At 72.4% G+C, this 16,712-nt stretch carries 17 protein-coding genes; 8 read left to right on the forward strand and 9 right to left on the reverse strand.

Translation table 11 applies throughout. The features are described from left to right. Positions 1-49: 49 nt before the first annotated feature. The 5 genes from FRADC12_RS16330 to FRADC12_RS16345 all read right to left on the reverse strand — a co-directional run bounded on the left by FRADC12_RS16330 (position 50) and on the right by FRADC12_RS16345 (position 4,002). Complete coding sequence (locus FRADC12_RS16330) at positions 50-880, reverse strand: sulfite exporter TauE/SafE family protein (protein ID WP_052710955.1); 831 nt, start codon at positions 878-880, stop codon at positions 50-52. Next, positions 880-1,026 carry a hypothetical protein gene (locus tag FRADC12_RS32365; RefSeq protein WP_198152933.1) on the reverse strand — a complete coding sequence of 49 codons (147 nt, stop codon included), beginning with the start codon at positions 1,024-1,026 and terminating at the stop codon, positions 880-882. The genes FRADC12_RS16330 and FRADC12_RS32365 overlap by 1 nt, the downstream gene beginning before the upstream one ends. Positions 1,027-1,031: 5 nt before the next feature. Beyond that, complete coding sequence (locus tag FRADC12_RS16335; protein ID WP_084010868.1) at positions 1,032-2,585, reverse strand: MFS transporter; 1,554 nt, start codon at positions 2,583-2,585, stop codon at positions 1,032-1,034. Between the two features lie 125 nt (positions 2,586-2,710). Continuing rightward, positions 2,711-3,502: a rhodanese-like domain-containing protein gene (locus tag FRADC12_RS16340; RefSeq protein WP_232303843.1), complete on the reverse strand. Its 792-nt coding sequence runs from the start codon at positions 3,500-3,502 to the stop codon at positions 2,711-2,713. After that, positions 3,499-4,002: a MarR family winged helix-turn-helix transcriptional regulator gene (locus FRADC12_RS16345; RefSeq protein WP_045877295.1), complete on the reverse strand. Its 504-nt coding sequence runs from the start codon at positions 4,000-4,002 to the stop codon at positions 3,499-3,501. The genes FRADC12_RS16340 and FRADC12_RS16345 overlap by 4 nt, the downstream gene beginning before the upstream one ends. A gap of 93 nt (positions 4,003-4,095) precedes the next feature. Here FRADC12_RS16345 and FRADC12_RS16350 point away from each other — a divergent pair, with 93 nt between their 5' ends. The 8 genes from FRADC12_RS16350 (at position 4,096) to FRADC12_RS16385 (ending at position 11,659) form a co-directional block, all read left to right on the forward strand. Continuing rightward, positions 4,096-5,568 carry an MFS transporter gene (locus FRADC12_RS16350; RefSeq protein WP_198152934.1) on the forward strand — a complete coding sequence of 491 codons (1,473 nt, stop codon included), beginning with the start codon at positions 4,096-4,098 and terminating at the stop codon, positions 5,566-5,568. A gap of 113 nt (positions 5,569-5,681) precedes the next feature. Beyond that, positions 5,682-5,939, forward strand: coding sequence for a hypothetical protein (locus FRADC12_RS16355; RefSeq protein ID WP_045877296.1), 258 nt, complete (start codon positions 5,682-5,684; stop codon positions 5,937-5,939). A 392-nt stretch (positions 5,940-6,331) separates the two neighbouring features. Then, positions 6,332-7,321, forward strand: coding sequence for an ATP-binding protein (locus FRADC12_RS16360; RefSeq protein WP_232303844.1), 990 nt, complete (start codon positions 6,332-6,334; stop codon positions 7,319-7,321). Positions 7,322-7,450: 129 nt separating this feature from the next. Then, positions 7,451-7,843, forward strand: a complete 393-nt coding sequence (locus FRADC12_RS16365) for an SCO5389 family protein (protein ID WP_045877298.1) — start codon at positions 7,451-7,453, stop codon at positions 7,841-7,843. 123 nt (positions 7,844-7,966) lie between these two features. After that, on the forward strand, positions 7,967-8,923 hold the full coding sequence (locus tag FRADC12_RS16370) for a metal ABC transporter solute-binding protein, Zn/Mn family (protein WP_045877299.1): 957 nt from the start codon (positions 7,967-7,969) through the stop codon (positions 8,921-8,923). After that, positions 8,920-9,867 carry a metal ABC transporter ATP-binding protein gene (locus FRADC12_RS16375; protein ID WP_232303845.1) on the forward strand — a complete coding sequence of 316 codons (948 nt, stop codon included), beginning with the start codon at positions 8,920-8,922 and terminating at the stop codon, positions 9,865-9,867. The genes FRADC12_RS16370 and FRADC12_RS16375 overlap by 4 nt, the downstream gene beginning before the upstream one ends. Next, the gene (locus FRADC12_RS16380; protein ID WP_045877300.1) at positions 9,864-10,766 is read left to right on the forward strand and encodes a metal ABC transporter permease; all 903 of its coding nucleotides are present in this window, start codon (positions 9,864-9,866) and stop codon (positions 10,764-10,766) included. The genes FRADC12_RS16375 and FRADC12_RS16380 overlap by 4 nt, the downstream gene beginning before the upstream one ends. 5 nt (positions 10,767-10,771) lie before the next feature. After that, entirely contained in the window at positions 10,772-11,659 is an 888-nt protein-coding gene (locus FRADC12_RS16385) for a metal ABC transporter permease (RefSeq protein ID WP_232303846.1), read from the forward strand. A gap of 465 nt (positions 11,660-12,124) precedes the next feature. Here FRADC12_RS16385 and FRADC12_RS16390 read toward each other — a convergent pair whose 3' ends face one another. Genes FRADC12_RS16390 through FRADC12_RS16405 form a run of 4 tightly spaced genes read right to left on the reverse strand, consistent with a single transcriptional unit; the run spans position 12,125 to position 16,657 of the window. Then, positions 12,125-13,495 carry an MFS transporter gene (locus FRADC12_RS16390; protein ID WP_052710957.1) on the reverse strand — a complete coding sequence of 457 codons (1,371 nt, stop codon included), beginning with the start codon at positions 13,493-13,495 and terminating at the stop codon, positions 12,125-12,127. Then, a complete protein-coding gene (locus FRADC12_RS16395) occupies positions 13,492-14,505 on the reverse strand; it encodes an ABC transporter substrate-binding protein (protein WP_045877302.1) in 1,014 nt (337 codons plus the stop codon). Before FRADC12_RS16395 ends, FRADC12_RS16390 begins: the two co-directional genes overlap by 4 nt. After that, positions 14,502-15,488 (reverse strand): ABC transporter ATP-binding protein, encoded by a 987-nt coding sequence (locus tag FRADC12_RS16400; RefSeq protein WP_232303847.1) that lies wholly within the window; start codon positions 15,486-15,488, stop codon positions 14,502-14,504. Before FRADC12_RS16400 ends, FRADC12_RS16395 begins: the two co-directional genes overlap by 4 nt. Continuing rightward, on the reverse strand, positions 15,485-16,657 hold the full coding sequence (locus tag FRADC12_RS16405) for a FecCD family ABC transporter permease (protein WP_084011356.1): 1,173 nt from the start codon (positions 16,655-16,657) through the stop codon (positions 15,485-15,487). The genes FRADC12_RS16400 and FRADC12_RS16405 overlap by 4 nt, the downstream gene beginning before the upstream one ends. Between the last annotated feature and the right edge of the window lie 55 nt (positions 16,658-16,712).

Below are 16,712 nucleotides of genomic sequence, written 5' to 3' on the forward strand. Positions count from 1 at the left end.
CGCCGCGGCCCCTCATGGGCTGCTGCCCGAGATTACCTCGGACACAGACCTATTGTTGTCGAGGTGCCTGCCCGCTCGACCGCTCGGCACCCTTGAACGAGGTCAGGGTTGGTTCACCCGCCGGCGATCCGGTAGACGATGAATCCCGCGCCGCAGGTGATGAGGAGCCAGCCGAACACCCGGCGCAGCGTGCTTCCGGTGACCGTCCGCGCGAGGCGGGAGCTGGCGGCGCTGGCGGGGACCATCCCCAACGCGAACGCCGCGGCGACGCGCCGTCGACGTGCCCGAGCCCCCAGTGCGTCGCCAGGGTGGGAACGGTGAGCCCGGCGATGACCAACAGGCTGGTCCCGGCGGCTTGACGCATGTCCAGTCCGAAGACGACCAGATACATCGGGACGAGCAGGAACCCGCCGCCGTTGGCGAGCAGGCCCGTGAACAGACCAACGCCGGCAGCCGTCGCCACCAGCAGAACCCGGTTGGCGCGCCGAGCGGCTCCGGCGCGCCGGGTGGTCTCCTCGATCGGCCTGATCACCCGCGCCCCCACGATCACCAGCACTACCCCCGAGGCGAGCAGCAGCGCCGGCCCGCCGACGACCCTGGACAGCAGCGCACCGGCGACAGTCGCCGGGATCGCGTCGAGGACGGTCCACGCCGCTGCGCGAGGCTGGGCCCCATCTGTGCGCAGGTAGGGGATGACGGCCGCCAGCGCCGCGGGGATGGTCGCGGGCAGCGGTGAGGCCACCGCGAGCAGGCCGGGAACGCCGAGGACGGATAGCAGCGGTGTGGCTATCGGCGAGCCGCCGACGCCGAACAGTCCGACCAACGATCCGACCGCCGCGCCCGCTGCGTTCTTGCCGTGTCTGGCGGATTTGAGAGGCACTACGACACGGCCTTGTTCTTGCGATGGCGGCGGGCCCGGAGCGCGAGCCCGAACTGGCCGGCGGTGAGCAGCGCCCAGCCTCCGGCGGCGATCAAAAGCGGCCAGGCCCCGCTGAGGAATGCCACGGTGGTCAGCGCCGCGGCCACCGAGATCAATCAGTGCGGTGCTCTGGTCGCGATTCACCGTGGGCCCTCGCTATTTCGCCATGGCCGTCTTCGTGGTCCGGGGCGGGGACTCGCATGGCCGCCCGATATTTGTCGATGTCGGCCGATGGCGCACGTCTCGGGTCACGGGAGTGGCCGACGACGGGGCTGATGAGGACGAAGGATGCGGCGGTGAGGCTGGCGAGAGCCAGGCGTGCCCCGGCGGTCCCGTCGGCGAGGTGCAGGGCGAGCGTGACCAGGGCGACGCCGAGTGCGGTGCCCAGGCCGCGGGTCATGTTGATCAGCCCTCCGCCGGTGCCCGCGGTCCGTGCTGGTATCGCACCCATGATCATGGAATTGTTGGCCGGGGTGTAGGCGCCGAGGCCGAGGCCGAGCACGACCAGCAGGGAGACCAGCCAGGCTGGGGTGAGTGGCGCGACGAGCATGGCAGTCAGGGCCGAGGTACAGGCAGCGGCTCCGAGCGTGCAGCGGCGGCGGTCACTCCAGCGGTTCGGCAGGACCGAGCCGGCGCCGCTGGCCGCCACCGCGAAGCCGGCAGGCAGGGCGGTGAGGACGAGGCCGGCGTGCAGGGCGGAGACGCCGTGGTCGACGAGGACGATGGGGATGAGGACGAGGGGGCCGAACAGCACGAGGTAGCCGCCAGAGGCGCCGACCAGGCCCCGGGCGACGCCGGAGTCGCGCAGGACGTGGACATCGATCATGGGTGCGGCCGTCCGGCGTTCCCACAGCACCAGGCCCCCGCCGGCGAGGAGTGCGACGGCGAAGAGCGCGACGGCGCCACCGGCGGGCACGTGCAGGCCGGAGATGGCGGACACCGCGAGCAGCAGCGCGGTGGCCGCGGTCGCGAGGAGGGTCAGCCCGGCCCAGTCGAGCCGGGCGGCGTGGGTGCGCTCGTGCGTGCGCGGCAGCAGGTAGTAGCCGGCGACCAGCGCGATCAGCCCGATCGGCACGTTGATGCCGAAGACCCACCGCCACCCGACGGTGGCGACCAGGGCGCCGCCGATGGTGGGACCGAGGGCGAGGCCGAGGGCCTGGGCGGCGGCCTGCACGCCGAGCGCGGCGCGCATCCTTGGCCGGGGGGCGCTGGTCACGACGAGGGCGACGCTGTTGGCCTGCAGCATCGCGGCGCCGACGGCCTGCACAGCCCGGAATGTGATCAGCACCGCCAGACTCGGAGCCAGTCCGCAGGCGGCCGAGGCCGCGGTGAACACGAGGAAGCCATAAAGGTAGAACAGCTTGCGCCCGTGGGAGTCTGCGAGGCGGCCGACCGGGACCAGCAGAGCGACGAGGGGCAGCAGGTAGGCCAGCGACACCCATTCGACCGCGGCCAGGGGTGCGTGGAACTGTGCGCGCAGCGGGGCATAGGTGAGCGTCACGATGCTCGCGTCGAGCTGGCCCATGAAGGCGCCGAAGCACACCGTCGCGACGGCCAGCCACCAGCCGCCCCGCAGGTTCCGGACCGTGCTCGGGCGGGCGCGTTCGTGAGTCAGCACGGACACCAGCGGGCGGCGGGACGCGGGGGTGCCTGTGCCGGGATTCATCTGCCCGCTCCTCCGGAGACCGTCCCAGCGGCGGACAGCCCTCATCCCCATCAGCCAAGAAACATCTGTCACAGACAGAATAGTCGGCCGTGGGCGAGCGCGCCAGAGAGGCGGGAGCGGTGCGGTTAGCCGGCGGCGGGCAGGAGCGTCTGCGCCCAGGCGGTGTAGCCGCCGAGAAGGTCGGAGACGTCGTCGCGGCCGGCGGCGCGCAGGGCGCTCGCGGCGACGGAGGAGCGGTAGCCGCCAGCGCAGTGCACGACGACTGGCCGGTCGGCGGGCACCTCGGCCAGGCGGCGGGTGAGTTCCGCGAGCGGGATGTGCAGCGAGCCGTCGATCGCGCCGAGCGCGCGCTCGCCCGCGTTGCGCACGTCGAGCACGACGGGTGCGCCGCCCTGTTCGGCCGTCCGGCCGAGCGCGTCCCGCAGCTGGTCGGTGGTGATCCGGCTGGCGGGGACGACCTGGTCTGGCGCGGCCCCGTCGGCCATCTCGCGGAAGGCGCCTTCGGGCTCGCGCAGGTAGCCCGTGATCTGGTCGAAGCCGATCCGGGCGAACCGCACGGCGACTTCCTCCTCGCGGCCGGGCGCGGCGATGACGAGCAGCGTGCGGCTGGGGTCGACGACCATGCCAACGGTTTCGGCGAACCGGCCGTCGGCGGGGACGTTGAGCGAGCCGCGCAGGTGTCCGGCGGCGAACTCCTGCGGGTCGCGGGTATCGACGACGAGGGCGCCTTCGGCGCGTGCCGCGACGAACTCGGGGGCGGTCAGGGGCCGTGGCGCTGTCGTCGGGTCGAAGACCGGGTGGTCCTTGCGGTTGAGCACCGCGTCGAAGGCGAAGTAGCCGGGCGCGGACGGCTGGCGGCCGAGGCCGGAACGACGAGGAAGGATACCCCAAGGCGTACTTGGCGATTCCTGGGTCACGCCGCGGGTTGGGAGTACGGGCTGCGCGGGCGGGTGCTCACGAGCCCTGCGGTGACGGTGCGTAGCAGGGTGAGGGCTGTGTCGAGGTCGCTGTCGTCGCCGCCGGCGGCGGACACGGCCGTGGCCCACTCGTGTCGTACCAGCGCATAGTTGGTCCGGCCGCGTTCCGTTACGCGGACAATCACGCCCCGGCCGTCGTCCGGCTGGGCCTCGCGTTCGATGAGCCCTCGACGTTCCAGCCCGCGTAGCACAGCGGACAGATTGGTGCGTTGCAGTCCGGTCGCGTCGGCGATCCGGCTGGGGGCGACGGCTGTCTCTCGCTGCAGGAACCGCATGACCATGCCTTCCGACGGGGTGAGCGAGACGGCCCGCTCGTCGGCGTAGCCGCGGAACTGGATCTCCCGGCTAATGATCAGCGCCAGGTCGGCGAGTTCCCCCCACCGAGGATCGACGGGCGGGCCGGTTGTCTGCTCGACCGACTGCGGCTGGTCGTTGGTCACACGTCACAGCGTAGACCCTTGCCAGAGCATAGTTATGAGCCCATCATCACTTCCGAAGTTATTATCTGCTCATAACTATCTGGAGGTGCTGCTGTGACGACACACGTCCCCGCGCTGCACGGCTCGGCGTCGGCGTCGCTGCGCGCCATGGCCCGCGTCGGCGAGCTCCACCCGTTCGGGGTGTGCATCCTGCTGGCCGGCGCGTTCATGCCGATCATGGACTTCTTCATCACGAACGTCGCCTTGCCGAGCATCGACACCTCGCTGCACGCCTCGGCCTCCTCGCTGCAGCTAGTGATCGCCGGGTACGGCGTCGCCTACGCCGCGATGCTGGTGCTCGGCGGCAGGCTGGGTGACCGCTACGGCCGCCACCGCCTCTTCCTGGGCGCGCTCGTCGGCTTCGTCCTGGCCTCCCTCGCCTGCGGCCTCGCGCCCACGGTCGGGGCGTTGATCGCGGCACGCATCCTCCAAGGAGGAACAGCGGCACTCCTCGTTCCCCAGGTGCTGGCCACCTTCCACCACATCCTCGAGGGCGAGCGCAAGGCCCGCGCGCTGGCGATGTACGGCGCCACGTCAGGCATCGCCGCCGTGGTCGGGCAGCTGCTGGGTGGCCTGCTGGTCAGCGCCGACATCGCCGGCACCTCCTGGCGGCCGATCTTCCTCGTCAACGTGCCCGTCGGCCTGATCGTGCTACTGATCGCGGGCCGGATCGTGCCCGCCACCCGCTCGCCCCACCCCGTCGGCATCGACGGACCCGGGACCGTCCTGTTCGCCGCCGCCCTCGCCGCCCTGCTGATCCCCCTCACCGAGGGCCACTCCCTCGGCTGGCCCTGGTGGACCTGGCTCCTGATCGCCCTCGCGGCCGGGCTCGCCGCCGCGACCTACACCGTGGAAAAGCGCGCCGAACAACGCGGCGAGGTTCCCCTGCTGCCACCGTCTCTGCTGCGCCTTCCGTCCATGTCACGCGGCCTGGCCATGGTCCTGATCTTCAGCGTCGGCTTCGGCGCGTTCATGTTCATGTTCGCCCTCACCGTCCAAGACGGACTACACGCCGACGCCCTCCACAGCGGCCTGGCCATCCTGCCGATGGCACTGCTGTTCTCCGCCGGCTCCCTGCTCGCACCACGCCTACTGCGCCGCTTCGGCCGAGCCGCGATGTCCGCTGGCGCGATCATCCAACTCGCCGGACTCGCCACCCTCGTGACGGTCCTCGTCCACAACTGGCCGCACGTCAACCTCTGGACAACCGCCGCGCCGCTCGCTCTCGTCGGAGCCGGCCAGTCCATGCTGTTCGCCGGACTGTTCCGCAGCGTCCTGGCCGACGTCCCCACCCGCCTCGGCGGGATCGGCAGCGGCGTACTGATCACCGTGCAACAGAGCGGACTCGCCCTCGGCGTCGCAACCCTCGGCACCATCTACCTCGCGATCGAGCCCAACAGCGTCCCCCGCGCGTTCGCCACCGCCGAATACCTCCAAATGGGCATCGTCGCGCTACTCGCCGCTGGCGCCGCGACCCTACCCCGCCTCACCCCAACCCCCACCGACCCCCCAGCCATCGACGACTAAGCGCCGCGCTATCGGCCGGGTCGAGGCCTGGCCATGGCGCTGGAAGCGTAAAACAACGGTGTAACTCCGATCCGAGAGGCTGGGCCTCGGCCCGGCCGAGGAGGAGGCACCTGATGACCACGACCACGAGCGAGGCACCGGCCCGTGTGAAGCGGGCCAAATCCGCCGGGGCCGACCCCGACGCCTCCCACTCCGACGCCCCCACGCCGGTTCCGCCCACGCCCACGCCGCCGACGCCCGTGCCGCCGGCCGACCCGGACGCGGAGTTGTGGCAGTCGGTGCGGTCCTGGGCGAACGGTCGGCATGTGGGCTCGGCCAAGAAGGCCGCGAGCGCCCGGACGGCCTGGGCGCACGCGAAGGGCTATTCGTAGGTCCACCGGCAGGCGCGATCCGTCCCACCGCCAATGCACAACCGTCAGCAACCGGCCGCTGCGACCGTTGACGCTCGCGGCGACGGGAGCCCTGGCTCCCGTCGTTCGATCAGGCGGGCGTTGTCTGCTGGGTGAGAAGCCGTCCCGGCGGACGACGTCTCCCGGCGCTCCAAGCGCGAGACGGGGCGTCGCCAGGCGCCGATGTGGCGGCCTGACGGTCAGGGCTGTGAGGGTTTGGGGGTGGGGTGGCGCCGCAGGCTCGGGGACCTACGGCCCGACACGGCCCACCTGTCGTGCTGTTGGAAATGGTTGTCGTTACGATGTCGGGCAACACAGTCTCGATCTCGGCAACGAAGCCATGACTCGGAGCACGCATTGTGAAGATCGCTTTTGTGGGTAAGGGTGGCAGCGGCAAGACCACTCTGTCGGCCTTGTTGTGCCGGCACCTCGCCGCTGCCGGTCGCCCGGTGCTGGCGGTGGACGCGGACATCAACCAGCACCTCGGCGCGGCGCTCGGCCTGGAGGACGAGGTTGCCCCGGTGCCGCTTGGCGAGCATCTCGGGGAGCTCAAGGACTACCTGCGCGGCGACAACCCGCGAATCCCGTCGGCGGACGTCATGGTGAAGACCACGCCGCCGGGGCGAGGGTCGCGCCTTGTCGCGCTGGCGGAGGACAACCCGGTCTGGTCGCGCTTCGGGTTGGACGTCGGGGGTGTGCGGCTGTTGGCCACGGGGGCGTTCAGCGAGGCCGATCTGGGGGTGGCGTGTTTCCACTCCAAGACGGGGGCGGTGGAGCTGCTGCTCAACCACCTGGTCGACGGCCTCGGCGAGTACGTCGTTGTCGATATGACGGCCGGCGCGGACGCGTTCGCGTCTGGGTTGTTCACCCGGTTCGACCGCACGTTCCTGGTCTGTGAGCCGACGCGCAAGGGTGTGTCGGTCTACCGCCAGTACCGCGAGTACTCGGCCGACTTCGGCGTCACGGTGTCGGTGCTCGGGAACAAGGTCGCCGACGCTGACGACGTCGCGTTCCTGCGCGACGCCGTCGGTGACGACCTGCTGGCGTGGTTCTCACAGTCGGCGCCGGTGCGCGCGATGGAGCAGGGCCGGCCGTTCGGCCTCGACGACCTTGAGCAGGCGAACCGGTCCGCGCTTGGGGCGGTGCAGGCGGCCGTCGATGGGACCGTCCGGGATTGCGGCCGTTTCGTGGCTCAGATGCACGCGATCCATCTGCGTAACGCCCACGCGTGGGCCAACGATGCGACCGGCGTTGATCTGGCCGCCCAGGTAGATCCCGACTTCCGCTATCCCACGGCGGTGGCCGAGGCGGCGATCCCCTCGGCGAGGGCCGTCTCCCGGCCGCTGTCAGCCATGACGGCCTGACGCCCTTCCCCTTGGCCGGGCGCAGCGGTACTCCGACGGTCCTGTCGGCCCCTAGCCGATCACGCGCCAGCGCTCTGACCCTGCGCGCCCGCGAGGCGACGATCCGTTTACACATCCAGGAGGAATGTCATGTCGCTCGATGTCCCCACCGCCCTGTTGGAGAAGGCCGAGTCGGGTCAGGTACCCGACGCCGAGTTCATCGACTGCGTCCGGCAGTCCCTGCCGTATGCCTGGGGCGTCGTCAGCCAGGTCGCCGCGGACCTTGCCGCGGATGGCGGCGTGTTCGCCGATCACGCGGTCCCGCCGCCGAGTGAGGCGGAGCGGGGACAGTTGCTGCGGGCGCTGGCCAGTGACGCGATCCGCGGCGGCTTGGAGCGGCATTTCGGCGTGAAGCTGGCGTTCCAGAACTGCCACCGGGTCGCGGCGTTCCGCCTCGCCGCCGTTGGCGGCGAGCGGTACCAGGCGTTCATCTCGCCGCGCGGGCAGCTGCTCAACCAGTCCGCGACGCTGCGCGACTGCTGACCGGCCGGGCCGTGGGCGACGTCACCGGCGTCCACGGCCCGACCCCATGGCGGTCTATTGAAAATGAAAACCGTTTCGAGTAGGTTTGGTCAGGCTCATCCAGCCTTACTTCGGAGGTCTGCTGTGTCCTCGGCCCTTCCCTCGGGCGTCACCCGTGGCCGTCTCGCGCGCCGGGTCGCCGGCGCCGCCGCACTGGTCGCGCTGGCGCTCGCCGGCTGCTCCACCTCGTCTGGCGACAAGGGGTCTGGCGCGTCAGCCGCGACTGGTGTGAACGTGGTGGCCGCGGAGAACTTCTGGGGCAGCCTCGCCACCCAGCTCGGCGGCCCCCATGTGAAGGTCACCAGCATCATCGACAACCCGGACGCCGACCCGCACGACTACGAGCCCACCGCCGCCGACGGCCGCGCGATCGCCGCCGCCAAGGTCGCGATCATCAACGGGGTCGGCTACGACGCCTGGGCGACCAAGCTCGCCGACGCCAACCCGACGCCGTCCCGCACCACCCTGACCGTCGGCGACCTCGTCGGCGCGAAGGACGGCGACAACCCGCACCGCTGGTACAACCCCGACAACGTCCGCACCGTCATCGACGCGATCACCGCCGCCTACAAGAAGACCGACCCGGCTGACGCGGCGTTCTTCGACGCCCAGCACACCACCGTGCTGACCACCAACCTGAAGACCTACTTCGACACCATCACAGCGATCAAGGCCAGCTACGGCGGCACCCCGGTCGGCGCCTCCGAGTCGATCTTCTCGATGGTATCGCCCGCGCTCGGCCTGGACCTGCTCACCCCGCCCGCGTTCCTCACCGCGATCAGCGAAGGCACCGACCCGACCCCGGCGGACAAGGCCACCATCGACGCCCAGATCGCGAACAAGCAGATCAAGGTCTACGTCTACAACAGCCAGAACGCCACCCCCGACATCCAGACCCAGGTCGACGCCGCGAAGGCGCAGAAGATCCCGGTCACCACGATCACCGAGACCCTGACCCCGGCCGGCGCCTCGTTCCAGGACTGGCAGGTCGCCCAGCTCCAGGCCCTCCAGAAGGCCCTGGCCGCGGGGACCGGTAAGTGACGCAGCTGCGCGAGGGGGAAGCGGTGGTGCGCGACGCGCCGCCGCCTCCCCGGCCCGACCCGGTGACCGGGCCGCGCCGGGACGCCGCGCCGGCGTCGGCGGGCGCGGTGGACCGCCACGTACCGGTGGAGATCCGCGGGGCGGCGGTCGCGCTGGGCGGGCGGACCGTCTGGTCCGGCGTCGACGCCACGGTTCCAGCAGGTGCGTTCGTCGCGGTCCTCGGCCCCAACGGGGCCGGGAAGTCCACCCTGCTCAAGGCGACCCTCGGCCTGCTACCCCTGGCGGCCGGCAGCATCCACGTCCTCGGCCGCCCGCCGCGACACGCCCGCGACCGGGTCGGCTACCTGCCGCAGCGGCGCAGCTTCGACCCATCGACCCGCATCCGCGGGCTAGACGTCGTCCGCCTCGGCGTCGACGGCCACCGATGGGGCATCCCCCTACCCGGCCGCCGCTCCCGCGCCGCGGCGGCCCGGGTACGCGACCTCGTCGACCTCGTCGGCGCCACCAGCTACGCGCACCGGCCGATCGGAACGCTGTCGGGCGGCGAGCAGCAACGCCTGCTCATCGCTCAGGCGTTGGCCGCCGGGCCGGAGCTGCTTCTGCTCGACGAGCCGCTCGACAGCCTGGACCTGCCGAACCAGGCCGCCGTCGCGGCGCTCGTCTCCCGGATCGCCCGCCAGACCGGCATCGCGGTGGTGATCGTCGCACATGACGTCAACCCGCTGCTGCCCTACCTCGACCAGGTCATCTACCTTGGCCAAGGAGCCGCGGCGACCGGCACACCCACCCAGGTGATCACGTCTGAGACGCTATCGGGCCTGTACGGGGCGCCGGTCGAGGTCCTGACGGCCTCGGACGGCCGCCTTGTCGTCGTCGGTCAACCGGAAGCGCCCGCGCGCCACACCAACCGCCACCCCGAGCGCCGAGACGGCAACCCGGCATGAGTGGGGGGTTCAGCTGGGACCTGGTCGCCGACCTGCGCGACATGTGGTCGGCCGCGTTCATGGTCAACGCGTTCCGCGCCGGGCTCATCGTCGCTGTCCTGGCCGCCACCATCGGCTGGTTCATGGTCCTGCGCCGCCAGACCTTCGCCGGCCACACCCTCGCCATCGCCGGATTCCCCGGCGCGGCCGGCGCGGTCTGGCTCGGCGCCGGCCTGACCTACGGCTACTACACGTTCTGCCTCGCCGCCGCGCTCGCCATCGCCACCCTGCCACGCCGCGGCGAGGGCGGCTACGCCGAACAGTCCGCCGCCATCGCCACCGTGCAGGCCTTCGCCCTCGCCGCCGGCATGCTGTTCGTCTCCCTCTACAAAGGCTTCCTCGGCGGCACCAACGCCCTGCTGTTCGGCAGCGTCCTCGGTATCACCACGGACCAGGTCAACACCCTCGCCCTCGTCGCCGCCCTCGTCCTCGCTGTCCTCGCGATCCTCGGCCGACCGCTGCTGTTCGCCTCCATCGACCCCGAGGTGGCCGCCGCGCACGGCGTGCCCACCCGGGTGCTGGACACCGCCTTCCTGGTCCTGCTCGGCCTCACCGTCGCCGAAATCAGCCAGATCACCGGCAGCCTGCTCGTCTTCGCGCTCCTCGTCCTCCCCGCTGCCACCGCGAGACAGCTCACCGCGAGGCCCGCGGCCGGCCTCGCACTGTCGGTCGCCCTCGCGGCCGTCACCGTGTTCATCGCGCTGTTCATCGCCTACTACTCGCCCTACCCGGTCGGGTTCTGGCTGACCACACTCGCCTTCGGCCTCTACGTCACCGCGTCCGCCACGACAGCCACCCGCACCCGGCTCGGGCAGCGCACCACCAGGCCGCCGTCCGCCCTCGCGCCCGCTGGAGCCTGAGCGCCGTGTTTGCTCACCCGTTCATGCAACACGCGTTCCTCGCCGGCACCGCCGTCGCGCTCGCCGCCGGCCTGGTCGGCTACTTCCTGGTCCTGCGCGCCCAGGTCTTCACCGCCGACGCGCTGTCCCACGTCGCGTTCACCGGCGCGCTCGCCGCGCTCGCCGCCGGACTCGACGCCCGCCTCGGCCTGTTTGCGATCACCGTCCTGGCCGCGCTCGGAATGGGCACCCTCGGCCGGCGTGCCCGGCCCGACGACGTCGTCATCGGCGGCGTGTTCGCCTGGATCCTCGGCCTCGGCGTGTTCTTCCTCGCCCTCTACACCACCACCCGCAGCGGCACCGGCAACGGAACCGCCAGCGTCACCGTCCTGTTCGGCTCCATCCTCGGCCTCACCGCCGACCGCGCCACCCTCACCGCCGCGATCGCGGCGGTCGTCTGCGCCGCGACCCTGACCATCGCCCGCCCACTGCTGTTCGCCAGCCTCGACGAAGACGTCGCCGCCGCCCGCGGCCTGCCCGTCCGCCTCCTGGGCTACGGCTTCCTCGCCCTCGTCGGCCTCACCACCGCTGAAGCCACCCAGGTCGTCGGCGCACTGCTCATCCTCGGACTGCTCGCCGCCCCCGCTGGCGCCGCCAACAGACTCACCACCCGCCCACTTGCGGGCCTCGGACTATCCGCCCTCATCGCCGTCGGCAGCGTCTGGGCCGGCCTCACCACCAGCTACTACCTGCCGAAACTGCCGCCCAGCTTCGCCATCCTCACCGCCGCCACCCTCACCTACCTCACCGCGATCACGGCGACAGGTCTCCGCCGACTCCGCCGGGCCGCGGCAGCGGGACCTTGCGGATGTTCGAGTTCGGTTCACGAGGACCGCGCCGAGGTCACCGGGTAGTTGGCCTGCCGGTGCCGACGCTGGCACGGGTGCTGTGACGGCTGCCGAGGACAGTTCGCCGCTCCACTCCGGGACGCGACCAGCGGATGTCCCATGAGCGACGACGGGACCACGAGGGGAGGTCATGTCGGGGCGTCGACGGTTGTCGACGAGGCCGTCCGGCGCGTCCGGGCCGTGAGCACCTCGCCGCCTGGTTGACGGAGTTGGTGCAGTACATGTCCGTCCAGATCGTCGCGCGGGATACGGCGGTCGCCTTGTCGCCCGCGTCGGAACGTCCGGACCGCTCGGGGTGCTGGAGGACAGGTTCAACCGGTCCTGGCCGCGTCGCCAGCGAATTCTCGTGTTGGCCGGTAGCCGCCTGGTGGCGGAGCCGAGGACAGGGGCCCGCGTCACCCGTCGTCGGCGACCCCGGGCTGTTGCACGGTTGGATGCCGAGGCGGACCCGAGTGTGGGTGTTGAGGTAGCTCAGGTCGACGAGTGGTATTCGCCGGCGCCGGGCGGCGCAGGGCTGTCGTGGTGGGTCGCGGTGGTGGTGAGGTCGGCGAGACGGGGCTGGCTGGGCAGATGGGTGAGCACGCCGGCGATCACGGAGACCGCGAGCCCGACGCCGGCGAGGGTGAGGGCGTGGCCCAGGCCGGCGTGTTGGGCGGTGAAGCCGCCGGCCGCGGCGCCGAGGGGCTGGCCGCCCCAGGCGATGATCCGCGCGGAGGTGTTGACGCGTGCCTGGAGCTCGATCGGCGCGATGGTCTGGCGGATGATGATGCCGTTGAGGCTGACCAGCGTGTTGGCGGCCTGCCAGCCGGCGAGGGCGAGTGCGCCGGTGGCCAGGGAGCGGCTCACGGTCCAGCCGGCCAGGAAAGCGAGCCCGCCGGCGAGACCGGCGAGGCTGATCCAGCCGAGTGGGAGGCGCCGTTGCAGGGGCGCGATCGTGAGGCTGGCCAGCAGGCTGCCGGCACCGGCGGCGGCGTAGAGCAGGCCGATGCGTCCGTCGTCGGTGCCGAGGCCGAGCTGGCGGACCGCGACGACGACGACCAGTCCGGTGACGAAGCCGGCGGTGAGGCTGTTGCCGAAGCCGATGAGGGTGAGCGTGCGGACCAGCGGCTGCCGCCACACCCAACGCAGCCCGGCACCGACATCGGCGCGCAGCCGCCGCGGTGGCTTGGCTGACCCCGCGGAGGCGGGGCCGGGGGCCGCGGTCCCCTGGCCGGGGACGGCGAGGGGGAGGCGGGCCATCAGGAGCGCCGAGGCGGCGAAACTGACGGCGTCGAGGGCGATCGTCGGGCCGGCACCGAGGCCGGCGGCGAGCAGGCCACCCGCCGCCGGGCCGGCCAGGCTGACCACCGTGCCCGCGGAGCTGAGCCGGCCGGTGGCCCGGCCCATCTCGCCTGGTGGCACCAGGGCGGCGAGCGCGCGGAAACCGGCGGCGTCGGAGAAGGTCAGCGCGGCGGCGCTTGCTGCCGCGACCGCGAGCAGCTGGAAGGTGGTCAGTACACCGAGGGCGTTGGCCAGGGGGATCGTGGCGAGCAGCAGGCCGCTGGCCAGGCTGGACCCGACGAGCACCCGGCGGGGGTCGAGCCGGTCGGCCCACGCGCCGGCGGGCAGGCCGAGCAGCAGGTAGGGCACCGCCTCCAGGGCCGCGAGCAGCCCGGTGAGCGTCGCGCTGCCGCTGCGTTGGTAGGCGAGCAGCGGCAGCGCGACGAGCGTGACGGCCGAACCGGCCCAGGAGACCGTGCGGGCGAGCAGGAACCGGCGGTATCCCCGGCCGGCCGTGCCGGTTTTGGCCGGTACCGTCGACAGGCCGGTACCCCCGGCGATGGCTGTGGGGGATGCGCTCACGGGTGCAGCGCGGCGGCGAGGGTCTCGACGCCCTGGATGCCGGCGAGGTTGGTGGAGTCCCACTGCGGCAGGAAGGCGATCTTCCCAGCGCGCACGGCGGTCATCGTCGGCAGCGTCTTGGTGAGGAACGCCCGGGCGTCGGACTCGCTCTCGCCGCCGCTGAGCAGGTAGACGAGGGTCGCCGGGTCGTCCTTGAGGAGGCGTTCCTTCGACAGCTCGCCGTAGTACTGGCCAGCGGGCAGGGTGCCGGCGTAGATGTTGCGGGCGCCGGCGCGGGTGGCGATGTCGGTGTAGACGCCGCCGTAGGTGTAGATCGACCCGTCAAAGGTGCTGATCATCGCGACGGTCATCGGTGGCAGGCCGCCGGTCTTCGCCGTCACCGCGTCGAGCCGGGCACCGATGTCGGCGTTCAGCCTGGCTGCCCGGTCCGGCACACCGAAGATCTTTCCCAGGGTTGTGAGGTCGGCCTGGACGTCGGTGACCTTGGCGCGGGTGGCGTCGTCGGTGCAGAACCCGCTGAGGATCATGACCTGGGTGCCACCGGCGGCCAGGTCGTTGATGGTGGGCAGCTGCTGGCCGTCGAACAGGTAGGAGCCGTCGGCCCAGATCAGGTCGGGCCGGGCGGCGAGCAACTGTTCCCTGGAGGGCGCGTTCTCGGCCAGGACGGGGATCGCGTCGACGGCCGCGGCCTGGGCCGCGGCGGGGGTTCCCTGGCTGGTGTTGTACTGCCCGACGACGGCCTTGCCGAGGCCGAGGGCGACGAGCAGGTCGCTGCTGGTGGGCCAGCCGGAGATGACCCTGGCGGGCGCGTGGTCGAAGTGCAGGGTGCGTCCGCAGTTGGTGACGTCGACGGGATAGCTGGCCCGGCTTGCCACATTGGCGGCGGGCTGGGTGGCGGTTGACGACCGCGAGGGCGTGGTGGATCCGCCGCAGGCGGTCAGCAGTGCGACGGATGTCAGGGAGGCCAGCCCGAGGGCGAGCGCCGCTCTGGGGACACGACGGCGGTTCATGGTGTTCCTTCCTGGGAGATCGACGAGAGGGTGCGCCCCTTCGCCGGCTGGGCTGGTGCTGTCTGGTCGCAGAGCGGCTGCGCGGCGGCGCGGCTGTGCGCCGCCGCCGCGTCCGACGGCGGGGGAGTGCGCAGGGAGGTGAAGGCGAAGTGGGGCCGGCCGGTGACGGGGTGGCTGCCGCGGTGGGCGTTTACGTGGAAGACCCGGCGCAGCAGGTCCGGGGTGAGCGCGTCGGCGGGGGAGCCGGAGGCGACGACCTGGCCGTCGTCCAGCACGTGGACCAGGTCGCAGAACGCGGCGGCGAGGTCGAGGTCGTGCAGCGCGGCGAGGACGGTGATGCCGAGTGATCGGATCAGTTCGAGCAGGTCGAGCCGGGCTCCGATGTCGAGGTGGTTGGTCGGCTCGTCGAGGACGAGCAGTCGTGGCCGCTGGGCCAGCGCGCGGGCGAGCAGGACCCGCTGGCGTTCCCCGCCGGACAGCGTCGCGACCGGCCGGTCGGCGCGGGCGGCCATCCCGACGGTCCGCAGCGCGTCGTCGACGACGTTGTCGTCGCGCGGTGAGGTCCGGCCGAAGGTGCCCTGGTGTGGGAGGCGGCCGGTGGTGACCAGGTCGCGCACGCACAGGTGCACGTCGGCGGCGTGGTCCTGGGTGAGCGCGGACACCCGGCGCGCCGCCGCCTTGGGGCCCAGCTCCCGGTACAGGTCGCGGCGGTCGAGCAGGACGGCGCCGGTCGCCGGCCGCAGTGCCCGGTAGACGGTCCGCAGCACGGTGGACTTGCCACTGCCGTTGGGTCCGAGCAGGCCGACGAACGTCCCGGGCGGGCAGTCGAGCGTCAGGTCCCGCAGGATCGAGGCCCCGTCGAGGCGGACGCCCACGCGGTCCAGCCGCAGGCCGCTGACCGTCTCCGGTGTGCGCTGGTCGGCCGCGCTTCCGGTGGCCACGGACTCCCGGTCCGCCCGCCGCGGGTCTCCTCCCGCGCTCACCGCGCGCCGCCGAGCCCGCCGCGGCGCAGCAGCACGAGGAAGAACGGCACACCGGCCGCCGCGGTGACGATGGTCAGCGGCAGTTCGAGCGGCTCGGTGACGGTGCGGGCCGCCAGGTCGGCGGCGACGAGGAAGTCGCCGCCGAGCAGCGCGGCCAGTGGCAGCAGCCGGCGGTGGTCGCCGCCGACCAGCAGCCGGACGGCGTGCGGGGCGATGAGGCCGACGAACTGCACCCCGCCGGCGACGGCGATGACGGTGCCGGTCAGCAGCGCGGCGATGACGAGCAGCTCGGTGCGCAGCGCGCTGACCGCCACGCCCGCCGAGGCGGCGACGTCGTCGCCGAGCAGCAGCGCGTTGAGCGCCCGGCCGCGCAGGATCAGCCAGCCGGTCGCGGCGGCGACCGTCGCGGCGGGCAGGCCCAGCTTGTGCCAGTCCGCGCCCGACACCATTCCCAGCAGCCAGAACAGCAGGTGGGCGAGCTGGTTGCTGCTCACCCGCAGCTGCAGATAGCTGGTGCCCGCGGTCAGCAGGTAGCCGAGCGCGACGCCGGCCAGCAGCAGCCGGTATGGGTCAACCCGTCCGTCGCGGCGGCCGAGCAGGAGCACCGCGGCCAGGGTCAGCATCCCGCCCGCGAAGGCGGCCCCCGCCACTCCGAGCGAGGACAGCCAGCCCACGCCGCCCGCTCCGCCGAGCGTGAGCACCGCGACGGCGGCGAGCGACGCCCCCGACGACACGCCCAGGACATAGGGGTCGGCCAGCGGGTTGCGCACGACCGCCTGCAGCGCGGCGCCCGCGACCGAGAGCCCGGCGCCGACGACGAACGCCAGCAGCACCCGCGGCACCCGGACCTGCCAGATGATCTCGTCGTCGACGCCGGGGGTCGGGTGGCGGCCCGCGACCGGGCCGATCGTGTGGCCCAGCACGCTCGACCACACCTCGCCCAGCGGCAGCCGCACCGCACCGAGGCTCACGGCCATGGCGAGCACCAGCGGTGTGGCCACCACCAGCACGGTGAGGACCACGGCGAACCGTGCCGGCTCGGACAGCCGGCTTTGGGCCGTGGGCCGGTCGGCGGGCGGCACCGCGGCGACGGGCGGGATCGCCGGCGGACCGGCCGCCCCGAAGGTGGCGTCGAGATGACCGGCGCTGTCAACGTCGGATGTGGACATGGTCGGGGACATCGTCAGGAACCTCACGTGACCAGGCGGTCCTCTCGGTGGTCGG

This window comes from Pseudofrankia sp. DC12, assembly GCF_000966285.1.
In the GTDB taxonomy this organism is placed as follows: Bacteria; Actinomycetota; Actinomycetes; order Frankiales; family Frankiaceae; genus Pseudofrankia.